Origin of the sequence: Mesorhizobium sp. (assembly GCF_965229135.1) — a bacterium.
Taxonomy (GTDB): domain Bacteria; phylum Pseudomonadota; class Alphaproteobacteria; order Rhizobiales; family Rhizobiaceae; genus Mesorhizobium.
The window spans coordinates 4,814,151-4,826,908 of record NZ_OZ245860.1; the positions used below are offsets into that span (position 1 = coordinate 4,814,151).

Here is a 12,758-nt window from a genome sequence, read left to right on the forward strand (position 1 = left end):
TGTCCGCGTTAACCTTTCGTTAACCTAGCAAGCGCATCATTCTACACAGTCGGATCGGCTTTTCCTCCTCCCAAGCTGGTTCAGATCAGGGCGGTCGCCAATGACCGCCCTTTTTGTCGGAGGCCCCCGCCCAGATTGGCCCATCCAGATTGACTTGTCATGGCCGCCATCATTTGCGATGGCTGGACGGTCTCGGAGGACAGTCATGACAGATCACAAGACAGCCATCGTCACCGGCGCCGGCACGGGCATCGGCAAGAGCGTGGCAACCGCGTTGCTCAAGGCCGGCTGGAACACGGTGTTCTGTGGACGTCGCAAGCCTGTTCTGGACGCCGCGATCGACGAGGCCGGACCGACGCAGGCCAAGGCATTGGCCGTTGCCTGCGACATCAGCAAGGCCGACGATGTCGACGCCATGTTCCGGCAGGTGATCGAGGCCTTCGGCCGGGTCGACCTGCTCTTCAACAATGCGGGCATGGGCTACAAGTCGACGCCGATCGACGAGATCCCGGTCGAGGTGTGGAACGATGTCCTCGGCGTCAATCTCACAGGCTCGTTCCTATGCGCCCGCGCCGCCTTCGGCGCCATGCGCCGGCAGAAGCCGATGGGGGGCCGCATCATCAACAACGGCTCGGTGTCGGCCTATGCGCCGCGGCCCGGCTCGGCTCCCTACACGGCAACCAAGCACGCCATCACCGGGCTGACCAAGACGCTGGCGCTGGACGGCCGGCCCTATGACATCGCCTGCGGCCAGATCGACATCGGCAATGCGCTGACCGACATGGCGCAACCGATGACGGTCGGCGTGCCGCAAGCCAATGGCACGATCGCCGCCGAAGCCGTGATGGACGTTCAGCGTGTCGCCGACGCCGTACTCCATATGGCCAGCCTGCCGCTCGACGCCAATGTGCTGTTCATGACGGTGATGGCGACCAAGATGCCGTTCGTCGGGCGCGGGTAGGCGACACGTATTGGTGGGGGCATCAGCCGCCGGCTCATCTGCCGGCCAGCGGCACGCCAGGCTTGAAAAGCAGGACGGGCCGAATCTCGTAGACGGCGGTGACGTTGACGCGGCGCAGATCGCGGGCGATCGCGATGGCCTCGTCTCGGGTAGCGCAGTCCACGATATAGAAGCCTAGCAACTGTTCCTTGGTCTCGGCGAAAGGGCCGTCGATGATCACGCCATCGCCTGGGCCGCGCAGCGTGCAGGCATCCTGCGTCGCTCCCAGACGCGCGGATGGCCCGAGCGTGCCTTCCGCGTGAAGCCGGGTGTTGATCTCCAGCAGGTCGGCCATCAGCGCGGCATCTTCCTGCGGCGTCATCGCCGTGATCGCGCCTTCCACGTGATAGGCTAGGATTGCATAGAACATCCAGGGTCCCCCTTTTTCTCCATCATGAGCATCCGGGACGTCGACCGCAGTCCTGGACCTTCTAGAGCGCGTCGCGTTGAAACGGATTCGCCGCGCTTTACGTCGTTGTTTTCATGCATGTCGCCTTCCCAAAGCCGAGGTCACTTTTGGGCGACATGCGTTAGACTTCACTTCGCCAGGAATGCCCCGATCCGCTCGAGCGCGCGCAGGATATTCTCTTCGGAATTGGCGTAGGAGAGCCTGATATAGCCTTCGCCCAGGATGCCGAAATCCGGGCCGCCGATCAGCGCCACGCCGGCATCGTCGAGCAGGGCGGATGCCAGCTTCTTCGCCTTCCAGCCGGTCTTTGACACATTGGGGAAGGCGTAGAACGCGCCCTTGGGCGTGATGCAGGAAATGTTGGGCAAGGCATTCAACCCTTCCACGACGATCTTCCGGCGGCGGTCGAAGGCGCGCATCATCGTGTCGACATCGTCCTGCGGGCCGTCGATGGCCGCTATGCCGGCGAACTGGCTGGGTGCGTTGACGCAGGACCAGCAATTGACCGCCAGCTTGCGCACCTTGTCGTAGAGGTGGGCGCCCTTGTCGCCGGTCGGCCAGATGGACCAGCCCATGCGCCAGCCCGTCATCGCCCAGGTCTTCGACCAGCCGTTGAGCACGATCAGCCGGTCGCGGATTTCCGGGTAGTTGAGCAGCGAGTGGTGCGTCTCGCCGTCATAGGTCATGACATCGTAGATCTCGTCGGAGAGGATGGCGACGTCGGGGTGCTTCTCCAGCCCCTTGACCAGCTTCTCGATCTCGGCGCGCGGCGTGACGCCGCCGGTCGGGTTGGCGGGCGAATTGAGGATCAGCAGCCGGGTCTTCGGCGTGATCAGCGCCAGCGTCTCCTCGGCCGAGAAGGCAAAGCCGTTTTCCTCGCGCATCGGCACGGGGATGGGCGCGGCACCGGTGAATTCGATCATCGACCGGTAGATGGGAAAGCCGGGATCGGGATAGAGGATTTCCGCGCCGGGTTCGCCGAACATCAGGATCGCCGCGAACATGGTCGGCTTGCCGCCGGGCAGGATCATCACCGCTTCGGGCGAGACCTCGATGCCGGTGGTGGTCAGCGTGCGCCGCACCACCGCCTCGCGTGTCGCCAGCAGGCCGTTGGCCGGCGTGTAGCCGTGGTGGCCGTCACGCAGCGCCTTGATCGCCGCCTCGACGATGTGCTGTGGCGTCTTGAAGTCGGGCTGGCCGATGCCAAGGTTGACGATGTCGCGGCCCTGGCTCGCGAGAGCGGTGGCGCGCGCAAGCACCGCGAAGGCATTTTCCTCGCCGAGACGGTCGAAGGCCGAAATCGTGTGGAGCATTTTTCCCGTCCGTGTGGTTCTTACTGTTGGGTTGCGTTTTTGTGAGCCTTGGCCAGCAAATGTCAAACGGATTGGAGTTTTTGGTGTCTGAAAATCTCAAGGATTGGCAGCCGCGACCACGGCCCGAACGCCGGGCCATCGATGGCCGGTATGTCCGGCTCGAGCCGTTGAGCGCGGCAAAGCATGGCGACGGCCTGTATGAAGCGTCCTCGGTGTCCGATGTCGGCGGCCGTTTCGCCTGGCTGCCCGACTATCCGCCGGAGACGCGCGCCGATTTCCAGCCCTGGCTGGACAAGGTCGAGGCCAGCCAGGACCCGCTGTTCTTCACCGTCATCGACAAGGCCAGCGGCAAGGTCGCGGGACGCCAGACACTGATGCGCATCGACCCAGCCTATGGCGTCATCGAGATCGGCAACATCTATTGGGGGCCGATCATGTCGCGCAAGCCGGCGGCGACGGAAGCGCAGTTCCTGTTCATGAAATACATCTTCGACGATCTCGGCTATCGCCGCTATGAATGGAAATGCAACAACCGCAACGAGCCGTCCAAGCGCGCGGCGGAGCGGTTCGGATTCAAATTCGAAGGCATTTTCCGCCAGCATCTGATCGTCAAGGGCGAAAACCGCGATACGGCGTGGTATTCGATCATCGACAAGGAATGGCCGGCGCTGCGCAAGGCGTACGAGGCGTGGCTCGACCCGGCCAATTTCGACGGCGACGGCCAGCAGAAGCGGCGGCTCGAGGATTTCCGCGTGGAGTTCGGCGCGTAGGAACCGGCCGATAGGAGTTGGCGAATGGCACATGCCCATGGCTCGCAGGGACATGATCACGGCGCCGGGCATGTCCATGGCGCGACCGACAAGAAGCGGGTGCTGATCGCGGGCTGCCTGACAGCCGGCTTCATGGTCGCGGAAGCGCTTGGCGGCATCTTCACGGGGTCGCTGGCGCTGTTGGCGGATGCCGGCCACATGCTGGCCGATGCGGTCGCGCTCGGCCTTGCCTGGTACGCCTTCCATCTCGCGGACAGGCCGGCCACAGGCCGTCTCACCTATGGCTTCGGCCGGGTCAAGACCCTGGTTGCCTACACCAACGGCATCGCCATCTTCGTCATCGCGCTATGGATCGTCTACGAAGCCTGGGGCCGCCTGCAAGCGCCGGCGCCGGTGCTCGCGGGACCGATGCTGGTGGTGGCGAGCCTTGGCCTGCTGGTCAATATTGGCTCCTTCCTCGTGCTCAATGGCGGCGACCGCGAAAGCCTCAACATGCGCGGCGCCATCCTGCATGTGCTCGGCGACCTGCTGGGCTCGGCGGCGGCGATCGTGGCGGCGCTGGTCATCCTGGCGACGGGCTGGACCCCGATCGATCCGATCCTGTCCGTCCTCGTTTCGCTGCTGATCCTGTCCACCGCATGGTCGCTGATGCGCGCCGCCGCCCATGTCCTGCTCGAAGGCGTGCCGCCAAATCTCGACCGCGACGCGATCGCCGGGGATATCGAAGCATCGGTGCAAGGCGTGCGCGAAGTGCATCACATGCACATCTGGTCGCTCGACGGCACCCGCAACATGGCGACGTTGCACGCCTGCCTCGACGATGGCGTCGATGCCCACAAGGCGGTCGGCGCAATCAAGAAACGGCTTGCCGCCGAGCATGACATCAGCCATGCCACGGTGGAGCCTGAATTCGGCCAATGCGCCGACGGCCACGAAGACCACGATGATGATCATGATGCGGGCGCGCATCATGATCACCACCATTAGCGCCGGGAGTTCCATGGCCTTGAAAAGATTGGTGATGATCCGCAGCCCCCATGAGGCCGCTTGATGGACCGCGACACCAGGAATGCGGCGATCGCGGCATTTTGGATCATGCTTCTGTTCGGCGTTGCCGCCTACAATCTGCCGAAGGTGATGCTCGCGGCGGGCAGCGTCTCCGGCATTCTGGCCGGCGTCGTGGTCGTCATCTTCCTGTTCGGCTTCTTTGCTGTGTTCTGGCTGCGTAGCCGCAGCCAGCGTAAAAACCGGGACAAATAAGGGTCTTCGACATGCGCATCCTGATCACTGGCGCGGCAGGCATGGTTGGCCGCAAGCTCATTGCCCGGCTGGCAAAGGACGGCACGCTGCGCGGTCGCAAGATCACCGCACTCGACCTGCATGACATCGTGCCGCCGCAGGCGGCGGCCATGGAAGGCGTGACCATCACCAACCATACCGGCGACCTCGCATCCGCCGGCGCCTCGGAAAGCCTTGTGGCGTCGCGGCCCGATGTCGTGTTTCATCTCGCCGGAGTGGTGTCCGGCGAGGCGGAGGCCAATTTCGACCTCGGCTATCGTGTCAATCTCGATGGCACGCGCGCGCTGTTCGACGCGATCCGGCTGGCGGCCATTTCGCCGCGCGTCGTCTTCACCTCGTCGATCGCCGTGTTCGGCGCGCCGTTCCCGGAGATCATTCCGGATGAATTCCATCCGACGCCGCTGACGTCCTACGGCGCGCAGAAGCTGATGAGCGAGGTGCTGCTGGCCGACTACACGCGGCGCGGCTTCTTCGACGGCATCGGCATCCGGCTGCCGACCATCTGCGTGCGGCCGGGCAAGCCCAACAAGGCGGCCTCGGGATTCTTCTCTGGCATCATCCGCGAGCCGCTGAGCGGGCAGGAGGCGATCCTGCCGGTGCCGCGCTCGGTCGTGCATACCCACGCCAGCCCGCGCTCGGCGGTCAATTTCCTCATCCATGCGGCCGAGATCGACGGTGATGCCGTCGGACCGCGCCGCAACCTGACGATGCCGGGCGTCGGTGTCTCCGTCGGCGAGCAGATAGAAGCGCTTGAGCGCATCACTGGCGCCAAGGTGGCGGGTCTCATCCGCGAGGTGCCCGACGAGACGATCTGGGCGATCGTCAAGGGCTGGCCGACCCGCTTCGAGGCGAAGCGCTCGAGGCAGCTTGGCTTCGCCGCCGAGACGAGTTTCGACGAGATCATCCGCGCGCACATCGAAGATGAGTTGGGCGGCAAGGTGAATTGATATTCAGGTGATGCCGGCCTGAACCTCAACGCACCTTCGGGTGGATCAGACGCTGCCCGTCAGGCTGGCCGACAGCAGCAGCAGGCCGAACAGGAAGACGAAGGCGGCGCCGCCGATTTCCACGATGGAGTGGATGCGGTTGCCCATGCGCCCGTCGCCGGCAAAATACACCGCCCAGTTCTTGGCGGTCACCGCGAGCGTCGCCAGCGCAGAGACAGTGATGGCGGTGCCCAGCGACATGGCGAGCACCGACAACAGGCCGCCGAGCCAGAGCCCGTTGAGCAGGGCGAAGCTGAGCACGATCAGCGCGCCGGAGCAGGGGCGGATGCCGACCGCCGCCACCGCCGTCCAGGCCGTGCGCCAGTCGAAACGGTCACCGGAAAGCAGTGCCGGATCGGGCGCGTGCGAATGGCCGCATGTGTCGCAGACCTCGCCCGCCGCATGATCGTGGTGAGCATGGTCTTCGTGGGAATGGTCGTGGGCGCTGTGGTCATGGTGATCGCGCGCGCCATGGTCGTGATGGTCGTGCGAATGGCCATGCGCATGGTCGTGATCGTCATGCGCGTGAAGGGCACGGGAATGAACAGGCGCCGAATGGGCATGGGCCGCATGAGAATGACCGGCGTGAGAATGGCCCGCGTGAGAATGTCCGCCGTGCGAATGGCCGGCATGGGCGGCCGACAGGCTGTAGGCCGGCGCTCTTCCAAACAGGCGCAGGATGGACGGGCCGAGCTTGCGCCACAAAAGCCAGGCGCCGAAGAGGGTGACGAAGACATAGCTCATGATCTCCATGAACGAGGTGGCGTCCGTCATCGAAATCGCGGTGCCGCGCAGGACGAAATAGGCAAGCAGCATGACCACGACCGCCGTCAGCCCTTGCAGCAGCGCGGAGACGAAGGACAACAGGATGCCGCGCCGCAGCGCCACTTCATTGGCCACCATGTAGGACGAGATCACCGCCTTGCCGTGACCGGGGCCGGCGGCGTGAAAAATGCCATAGGCGAAGGACAGCCCGATGAGCAGCCAGACCTTGCTGCCATCCTGTCGCATCGCTTTCATTGCCGCTCCCAACTCTTGGTTGAATTCCATCTGGCGGAGATAGACCCACATCAGAATGTGGGCAAACGGACCGGTGGCAGTGGGCGCCATCCCGTCATTGACGCCGATGCCGAGCGAGCTCTTCGCATAGGCGGTACCGCCGAAATGCACCATCACAAAGGTGACGGCCAACAGGCCGAATGCCAGACGCAGGGACGGTTTCGTCACTGGAGTCATCCTTCTGGTTGACAGTTCAGTTCAAGCTTGGTGGCAAAGATCTTGCTCATGTCCGTACCTGTCGGGTCGTTGAAGAAAGCGTCCGTCAGGGTCTTCTGGTTTTCGGCGATCGCCTCGTCGGCATCGGGACGAATGACCTTGCTGGTGCAGTTCGGGGGCAATCCGTCGACCTTCATGTTGGCGTCCTCGGTAAAGTCGATCGCCGTGTAGAAAGTCGGGTCATAGACGCCGATATCGATCTTGCCGGCCAGCTTGATCGGCTTCTTCGGTTCGGATTCGAACAGAATGATCAGCTGGTCATTCTCGAAATTGGCCATCAGATGGGGCGGCGGGGTCATCGGCACGTCCTTGCCGTCGACCGTGACAAGCTGGAAATAGTTGTAGTCGGCCAGCGATGCATGAACGGTGTCCGCGACATCCTTCAGCTCGTTGGCGTCGAGTTTCAGGTCGGAGTTCTTGTCGAACTCCATCAGCACCGTACTCGAAAACAGCTCGTCGAAGCGCCACAGATGGCGCAGCGCTTTCACGCTTTGGTGATCCGGGGTGAGGATGACGTCGAGGCGGGCCTCGGCGAAGACGTGCGGGTGCACTTCGGCGGGGTCGACGGCGGCGAATGTCGCGGCCAGTGCCGCAGCCAGCACGATAGCTCGCCTTTTCAGGTGCATTCTTGATCGCGAATCCATGGGCCCTCGGAGAATCCCGACAGTTACCAGAAAGGGGGCGAAATTGGGACTGCCGGGGGGTGCGGACGGGTAAGGCCGTTCACTTGTCCTTGAACCACTGCACCAGATAGTCGACGAAAACGCGAACCTTTGCAGGCAGATAACGCCGATGCGGATAGACGGCGAAAATGCCGCCGCCCGACAGGATGCGGTCATCCATCACAGTCACCAGGCGGCCGCTCGCGATGTCGGGCGCGGCGATGAAGTCCGGCAGGATGCAAAATCCAAGTCCAGACACGGCCGCGGCCCGCGCCGCCATCGGGCTGTTGACCTCGACCGGGCCCGACACCGCGACACTCAGCTGATCGTTGTTGTCGCCCTTGAATGGCCAGTTGTTCAACCCGCGGCCGTTGGTGTCGATGATGCAGGGCATGCGGCCCAGATCCTGCGGCCGCGTCGGCATGCCATGCCTGGCGATCAGTTCGGGAGAAGCACAGAGCCTTATCGAGAAGGGCGCCAGGCGCCTTGCGATCAGCGAAGAGTTCTCCAGTCGCGAGATGCGGACAGCGAGGTCGAAGCCTTCCTCGACCAGATCTACGAAGCGGTCGTCGAGCTGAATGTCGAGCACGATATCGGGGTATTGCTTGGCGAAGTCGATCAGCGACTGGCCGATCGGCGCGTCGGCGAAGGTGCGCGGCGCCGAAAGCTTGATCCTGCCGCGCACGTCGCCGGAGGATTCGCGCACCGCGTCGGCGAGGCTGTCCACTTCGCGCACGATTTCCGAGGCGCGCCGGTAATAGGTATGGCCGGCTTCGGTCATCGAGAACTGGCGCGTGGTGCGGTTGAGCAGCAGCGCGCCGAGTTCGTCCTCCAGTTCGCGCACATACTTTGACAGCAGCGCCTTGGAGCGGCCGATCTTGCGCGCCGCCGCCGAAAACCCCTCGGCCTCGACCACGTCGATGAAGGCGCGCATGCGCGTCAATGTATCCATGTCATCAGCCTTTCCGCCGGGCCGCGAGGATGCGTGCGGCCAGTGCCATCAACTGTGTGTCGCTATTCGTCGGTCCCAGCAGCGAGAGGCCGAAGGGCGCGCCGTCGACCGAACCCAGCGGCAGCGTGATCTGCGGGAGGCCGGACAGGCCGGAGAGGCACAGCAGCCTTAAGGCACGTTCGCGCCAGTTCTGCAAATCCTCGAACGGTGCGGCCTTGAGCGGGGCCGCGCCCGGAACGGTCGGCAGCACCAGAACGCCGTCCTGCCCAAGCAGGTTGGCGAGTTCCCGGCGGAACGCGTCGCGCCGCTGCGTTTCGCGTTGCACGGCATCCGCGCCGATCGTCGCGCCATGCTCGAAGCGCTCCTTGACGAAAGGGCCGAGCGCACTCCCGCTCCGAGATATCCAGGCGCCATGGCTCTGCCAGGCCTCATATCCCTGCAGGGTGCGGAAACACCAATAGAGATCATCCATGGAGTGCGCCAACGGCTCGGCGGCTTTTGGCGTGCCCAACACCGCCGTCACCGGCCGGAGCATGTCGCGATAGGCTTTCGCCTCGTCGGGTCCCAGCACCAGCTCGTCCAGCACCCGCAGCGAAACCGGCCGTTTCAATTCGTGTTCATGCGTATCCTCGCCGAGCAGCACCGCGCCGACCTTCACGTAGGTGGCCATATCCCTGGCAAACCAGCCGAATGTGTCGAAGGAGGGAGCGAGCGGCATCGTACCATCGAGCGGGATGCGGCCGTGCGTGGCACGCAGCCCGACCAGGCCGCAGAAACTTGCCGGCGCCCGGATGGAGCCGCCGGTGTCGGAGCCGGTGGCGATGTCGGCAAGGCCGCCCGCCACCGCCGAGGCCGACCCCGAGGACGAGCCGCCGGTGATGCGCTCGGGTGCCGCCGGATTGACCGGCGAGGGGAAATGCGCGTTCAGCCCCATCAGCGAGAAGGCCAGTTCGTCGGTCTGCGTCTTGCCGGCGAAACGCGCGCCGGCGTCGAGCAGCGCCTGCACGGCAGGCGCGGTGGAGGCGGCGGGCGAAGCCTCCTCGTATTTCTGCGGGTTGCCGCAGCCGGTGCGGTAGCCGGCAACGTCGAAGATATCCTTCACGGCCAAGGAGAGCCCCGCCAGCGGGCCGGTTTGCGCGTTGGCGACCGGAATTTCGTCGAGGTCGAGGAAAGCGTTCAGGGGACCGCGCGTCGATGGCATCGTTCAATATCCGAATACGTTGGACCCAACATTGTTCGATGCCAGAAATTTTACAACCTGAGATACGATTTTTATTGATTGTGACGGCCACCAGCCATATATCGCGCTTGCCCAAAGTCGCACGTGCCTGTGGGTGTCCGCCGATCCTCGAATGGTGAGGGAAATCGGTAAGGTAACTGGAGCCAACCCCTCCAGTCGGTTTAGCGGCCAACCGCCAGACCGAGGACACCTTGAAGCAACGACGGTGCGGGCCTTTCTGGTTCTCTGCCGGTTGTCCAAAGACCGGGGTTACTGAAGAGGCACACCTTCATTGCCGGCAGTGCGGAACGGGGTTCTCCCAATCCAAGCCAAGGCAGACAAAGCGAACCGAAGCCGGGCAAGGCTAGGTTCATCGCCGCGAGACGGCGTTTCATGGTTCCGGGGTCTCCACCGGCTGGTTCCATGGAATTTTCGTCCCGCCTTTGTTTGATCGCGAGTTCGCGAGGCTGACAGCCCGCGTCCGCAACCTTGCGCGCGCTGAAAGGCGTGTTGGAGAAACCACGATGGCTACACAGCGCATCCTCGACTTCCTCGCCACCCGACGTCCGTCCGGCCCCTGCCTCGTCGTCGACCTCGATGTCGTGCGTGACAATTTCCGCGCCTTCGAGAAGGCGCTGCCCGATTCCAGGATCTATTACGCGGTGAAAGCAAACCCGGCGCCGGAAATCCTGCGCCTCCTTGCTGCGATGGGCTCGTCCTTCGACACCGCTTCCGTTGCCGAAGTCGAGATGGCGATGGACGCCGGTGCGCCGGCGGACCGCATCTCCTTCGGCAACACCATCAAGAAGGAGCGTGACATCGCACGCGCCTACCAGCTCGGCATTCGCCTGTTCGCGGTCGATTGCGTCGAGGAGGTCGAGAAGATCGCCCGCGTCGCTCCGGGCGCGCGCGTGTTCTGCCGCGTGCTGACCGATGGCGAAGGCGCCGAATGGCCGCTGTCGCGCAAGTTCGGCTGCGTGCCGGCGATGGCCGTCGACGTGCTGCGCAAGGCCAAGGTGCTGGGTCTCGATGCCTATGGCGTGTCGTTCCATGTCGGCTCGCAGCAGACCGACCTGACCGCCTGGGACCGTGCGCTCGCCGACGCCAAGAAGGTGTTCTCGACGCTGGCCGAGGAAGGCATCGTGCTGAAGATGGTCAATATGGGCGGCGGCTTCCCGACCCGTTACCTGAAGGACGTGCCCGTCGCGCAGGCCTATGGCCAGGCGATCTTCTCGGCGCTGCGCAAGCATTTCGGCAACGCGCTGCCCGAGACCATCATCGAGCCGGGCCGTGGCATGGTTGGAAACGCCGGCGTCATCAAGTCGGAAGTCGTGCTGATCTCGAAGAAGGCCGACAACGACAATGTGCGCTGGGTGTTCCTCGACATCGGCAAGTTCGGCGGTCTCGCCGAGACGATGGACGAGGCGATCCGCTACCCGATCGTAACCGCGCATGACGGCACGGAGACCGCGCCTTGCGTGCTCGCCGGCCCGACCTGCGATTCGGCCGACGTGATGTACGAGAAGACGCCGTATCCGCTGCCCCTGTCGCTGACCATCGGCGACGAGGTGCTGATCGAGGGCACCGGCGCCTACACGACCACCTATTCGGCGGTCGCGTTCAACGGCTTCGAGCCTCTCCGATCCTACGTGATCTGACGGTTCGAAAGAACCGATCAGATCATCCCAGGTGGGCGCCTGTCGCCCACCCGGGCTCGCCTGTGGAACAGACCTCCGCTCGCCAGGGATTGCGGAAATGGACGTTGTGAATTTCATTGTTGATGGTGTTGCCGTGGCTGGCGTCGGCGCTTCACGCGCGGCGACCCCCTCTGTCGCCTTCGGCGACATCTCCCCCTCGAGGGGGGAGAATGCCCGCGCCGTTGTTATCGTCGCCGAAACCGCGGCCGATGTCGAGGCGCGTGAAGCGTTGCTCGATCTCGCCATGGGACCAAAGCGCAGGACGAAGTCTTCCGAGAAGCTGCGGCGCGGCCGCCGGCCTTCGGAAGGACTGGCTTTCGTTGCGCGCGACGCATCGGGCGCCGTCATGGGCACGGTTCGGTTGTGGGACGTGACGCTGGGCGAGGGTGGTCCGGCGGCCCTTCTGCTTGGGCCGCTCGCCGTCGATCCGTCGCTCAAGAATGCCGGCATCGGCTCGGCCTTGATGCGGCATGCGGTGACCGAGGCGGCACGTCTCGGCCACGGGGCCATCCTTCTGGTCGGCGATGCTCCCTACTATCAGCGCTTCGGCTTTTCCTCGGAAAAGACGGGGTTGCTGGCGATGCCCGGCCCCTATGAGCGGCATCGCCTTTTGGCGCTGGAACTGATCGAGGGCACGCTGGACAGCGCTCGTGGCACGCTGAAGGCGGCGGGGCGCAGGCTGAAGGCACAGGCGGCCGCGGCCTGAGGCTGCCGTCGACGCTTGAAACAGAAACGCCGCCCGAAAGGCGGCGTTTCGGTCTTCAATTTGCTTTCTCTCAGCCAATCAACTGGCTGAGCGCCATGGCGACGCTCATGTCGCCCTCTACCTTGATCTTGCCGGTCATGAACGCCATGGTCGGGTTGAGATCGCCGGCGATGAGCGAATCCAGATCGTCGAGCGAAAGCTTGATGGTGCAGTCGGCCGGCGCGTCGGCGGTCGAGACCGTGCCGCCGTCGATGACGATGACGCCATCGCTGCCGGTGTCGAACTTGACGGAACGGTCGAATCCGGCACTCGCCACGCGCGAGCTGATCTTGTCGGCGATATCCTGAACGCTCATGGCTCTTCTCCTCGTCTTGTTGGCTTTATGGCGCGATGACGTTCCGACCTTGCCGAAATCACCGTATCGCCTGTGTCGCGATCAATTTCGCTGGGGGCATTTAGCTGCGAGTTGA

Annotated in this window: 14 protein-coding genes; 7 read left to right on the plus strand and 7 right to left on the minus strand. The window is 64.0% G+C overall.

What is annotated here, in order from left to right; all coding sequences use genetic code 11:
• Positions 1-205 precede the first annotated feature (205 nt).
• The gene (locus ACO07C_RS22985) at positions 206-961 is read left to right on the plus strand and encodes an SDR family oxidoreductase (RefSeq protein ID WP_421916451.1); all 756 of its coding nucleotides are present in this window, start codon (positions 206-208) and stop codon (positions 959-961) included.
• A gap of 34 nt (positions 962-995) precedes the next feature.
• Here ACO07C_RS22985 and ACO07C_RS22990 read toward each other — a convergent pair whose 3' ends face one another.
• Both ACO07C_RS22990 and ACO07C_RS22995 read right to left on the minus strand, forming a co-directional pair.
• Complete coding sequence (locus tag ACO07C_RS22990) at positions 996-1,370, minus strand: YciI family protein (RefSeq protein WP_421916452.1); 375 nt, start codon at positions 1,368-1,370, stop codon at positions 996-998.
• Positions 1,371-1,537: 167 nt separating this feature from the next.
• Positions 1,538-2,722 carry a pyridoxal phosphate-dependent aminotransferase gene (locus tag ACO07C_RS22995; protein ID WP_421916453.1) on the minus strand — a complete coding sequence of 395 codons (1,185 nt, stop codon included), beginning with the start codon at positions 2,720-2,722 and terminating at the stop codon, positions 1,538-1,540.
• An 83-nt stretch (positions 2,723-2,805) separates the two neighbouring features.
• Between ACO07C_RS22995 and ACO07C_RS23000 the strand changes: the two genes are divergently transcribed.
• From ACO07C_RS23000 to denD, 4 genes are all read left to right on the plus strand, one after another.
• Positions 2,806-3,492, plus strand: a complete 687-nt coding sequence (locus tag ACO07C_RS23000; protein WP_421916454.1) for a GNAT family N-acetyltransferase — start codon at positions 2,806-2,808, stop codon at positions 3,490-3,492.
• A gap of 24 nt (positions 3,493-3,516) precedes the next feature.
• Positions 3,517-4,479 carry a cation diffusion facilitator family transporter gene (locus ACO07C_RS23005; protein ID WP_421916455.1) on the plus strand — a complete coding sequence of 321 codons (963 nt, stop codon included), beginning with the start codon at positions 3,517-3,519 and terminating at the stop codon, positions 4,477-4,479.
• 63 nt (positions 4,480-4,542) lie between these two features.
• The gene (locus ACO07C_RS23010; RefSeq protein WP_421916456.1) at positions 4,543-4,752 is read left to right on the plus strand and encodes a hypothetical protein; all 210 of its coding nucleotides are present in this window, start codon (positions 4,543-4,545) and stop codon (positions 4,750-4,752) included.
• A gap of 11 nt (positions 4,753-4,763) precedes the next feature.
• Positions 4,764-5,738, plus strand: coding sequence for a D-erythronate dehydrogenase (gene denD, locus ACO07C_RS23015; RefSeq protein WP_421916457.1), 975 nt, complete (start codon positions 4,764-4,766; stop codon positions 5,736-5,738).
• A 45-nt stretch (positions 5,739-5,783) separates the two neighbouring features.
• On the opposite strand, the gene ACO07C_RS23020 is transcribed toward denD, so the two are convergent.
• From ACO07C_RS23020 to ACO07C_RS23035, 4 genes are all read right to left on the minus strand, one after another.
• Positions 5,784-7,013 carry a nickel/cobalt transporter gene (locus ACO07C_RS23020; RefSeq protein WP_421916458.1) on the minus strand — a complete coding sequence of 410 codons (1,230 nt, stop codon included), beginning with the start codon at positions 7,011-7,013 and terminating at the stop codon, positions 5,784-5,786.
• On the minus strand, positions 7,010-7,678 hold the full coding sequence (locus tag ACO07C_RS23025) for a DUF1007 family protein (RefSeq protein ID WP_421916459.1): 669 nt from the start codon (positions 7,676-7,678) through the stop codon (positions 7,010-7,012). Before ACO07C_RS23025 ends, ACO07C_RS23020 begins: the two co-directional genes overlap by 4 nt.
• Positions 7,679-7,775: 97 nt before the next feature.
• The gene (locus ACO07C_RS23030) at positions 7,776-8,666 is read right to left on the minus strand and encodes a LysR family transcriptional regulator (protein ID WP_421916460.1); all 891 of its coding nucleotides are present in this window, start codon (positions 8,664-8,666) and stop codon (positions 7,776-7,778) included.
• Positions 8,667-8,670: 4 nt separating this feature from the next.
• Positions 8,671-9,867 carry an amidase gene (locus ACO07C_RS23035; protein WP_421916461.1) on the minus strand — a complete coding sequence of 399 codons (1,197 nt, stop codon included), beginning with the start codon at positions 9,865-9,867 and terminating at the stop codon, positions 8,671-8,673.
• Between the two features lie 542 nt (positions 9,868-10,409).
• Between ACO07C_RS23035 and odc2 the strand changes: the two genes are divergently transcribed.
• Together odc2 and ACO07C_RS23045 are read left to right on the plus strand one after the other, a co-directional pair.
• Positions 10,410-11,543, plus strand: a complete 1,134-nt coding sequence (gene odc2 / locus ACO07C_RS23040) for an ornithine/lysine decarboxylase (RefSeq protein WP_421916462.1) — start codon at positions 10,410-10,412, stop codon at positions 11,541-11,543.
• A gap of 97 nt (positions 11,544-11,640) precedes the next feature.
• A complete protein-coding gene (locus tag ACO07C_RS23045) occupies positions 11,641-12,288 on the plus strand; it encodes a GNAT family N-acetyltransferase (protein ID WP_421916463.1) in 648 nt (215 codons plus the stop codon).
• Positions 12,289-12,358: 70 nt separating this feature from the next.
• Here ACO07C_RS23045 and ACO07C_RS23050 read toward each other — a convergent pair whose 3' ends face one another.
• Positions 12,359-12,643 carry an SCP2 sterol-binding domain-containing protein gene (locus ACO07C_RS23050; RefSeq protein WP_421916464.1) on the minus strand — a complete coding sequence of 95 codons (285 nt, stop codon included), beginning with the start codon at positions 12,641-12,643 and terminating at the stop codon, positions 12,359-12,361.
• Between the last annotated feature and the right edge of the window lie 115 nt (positions 12,644-12,758).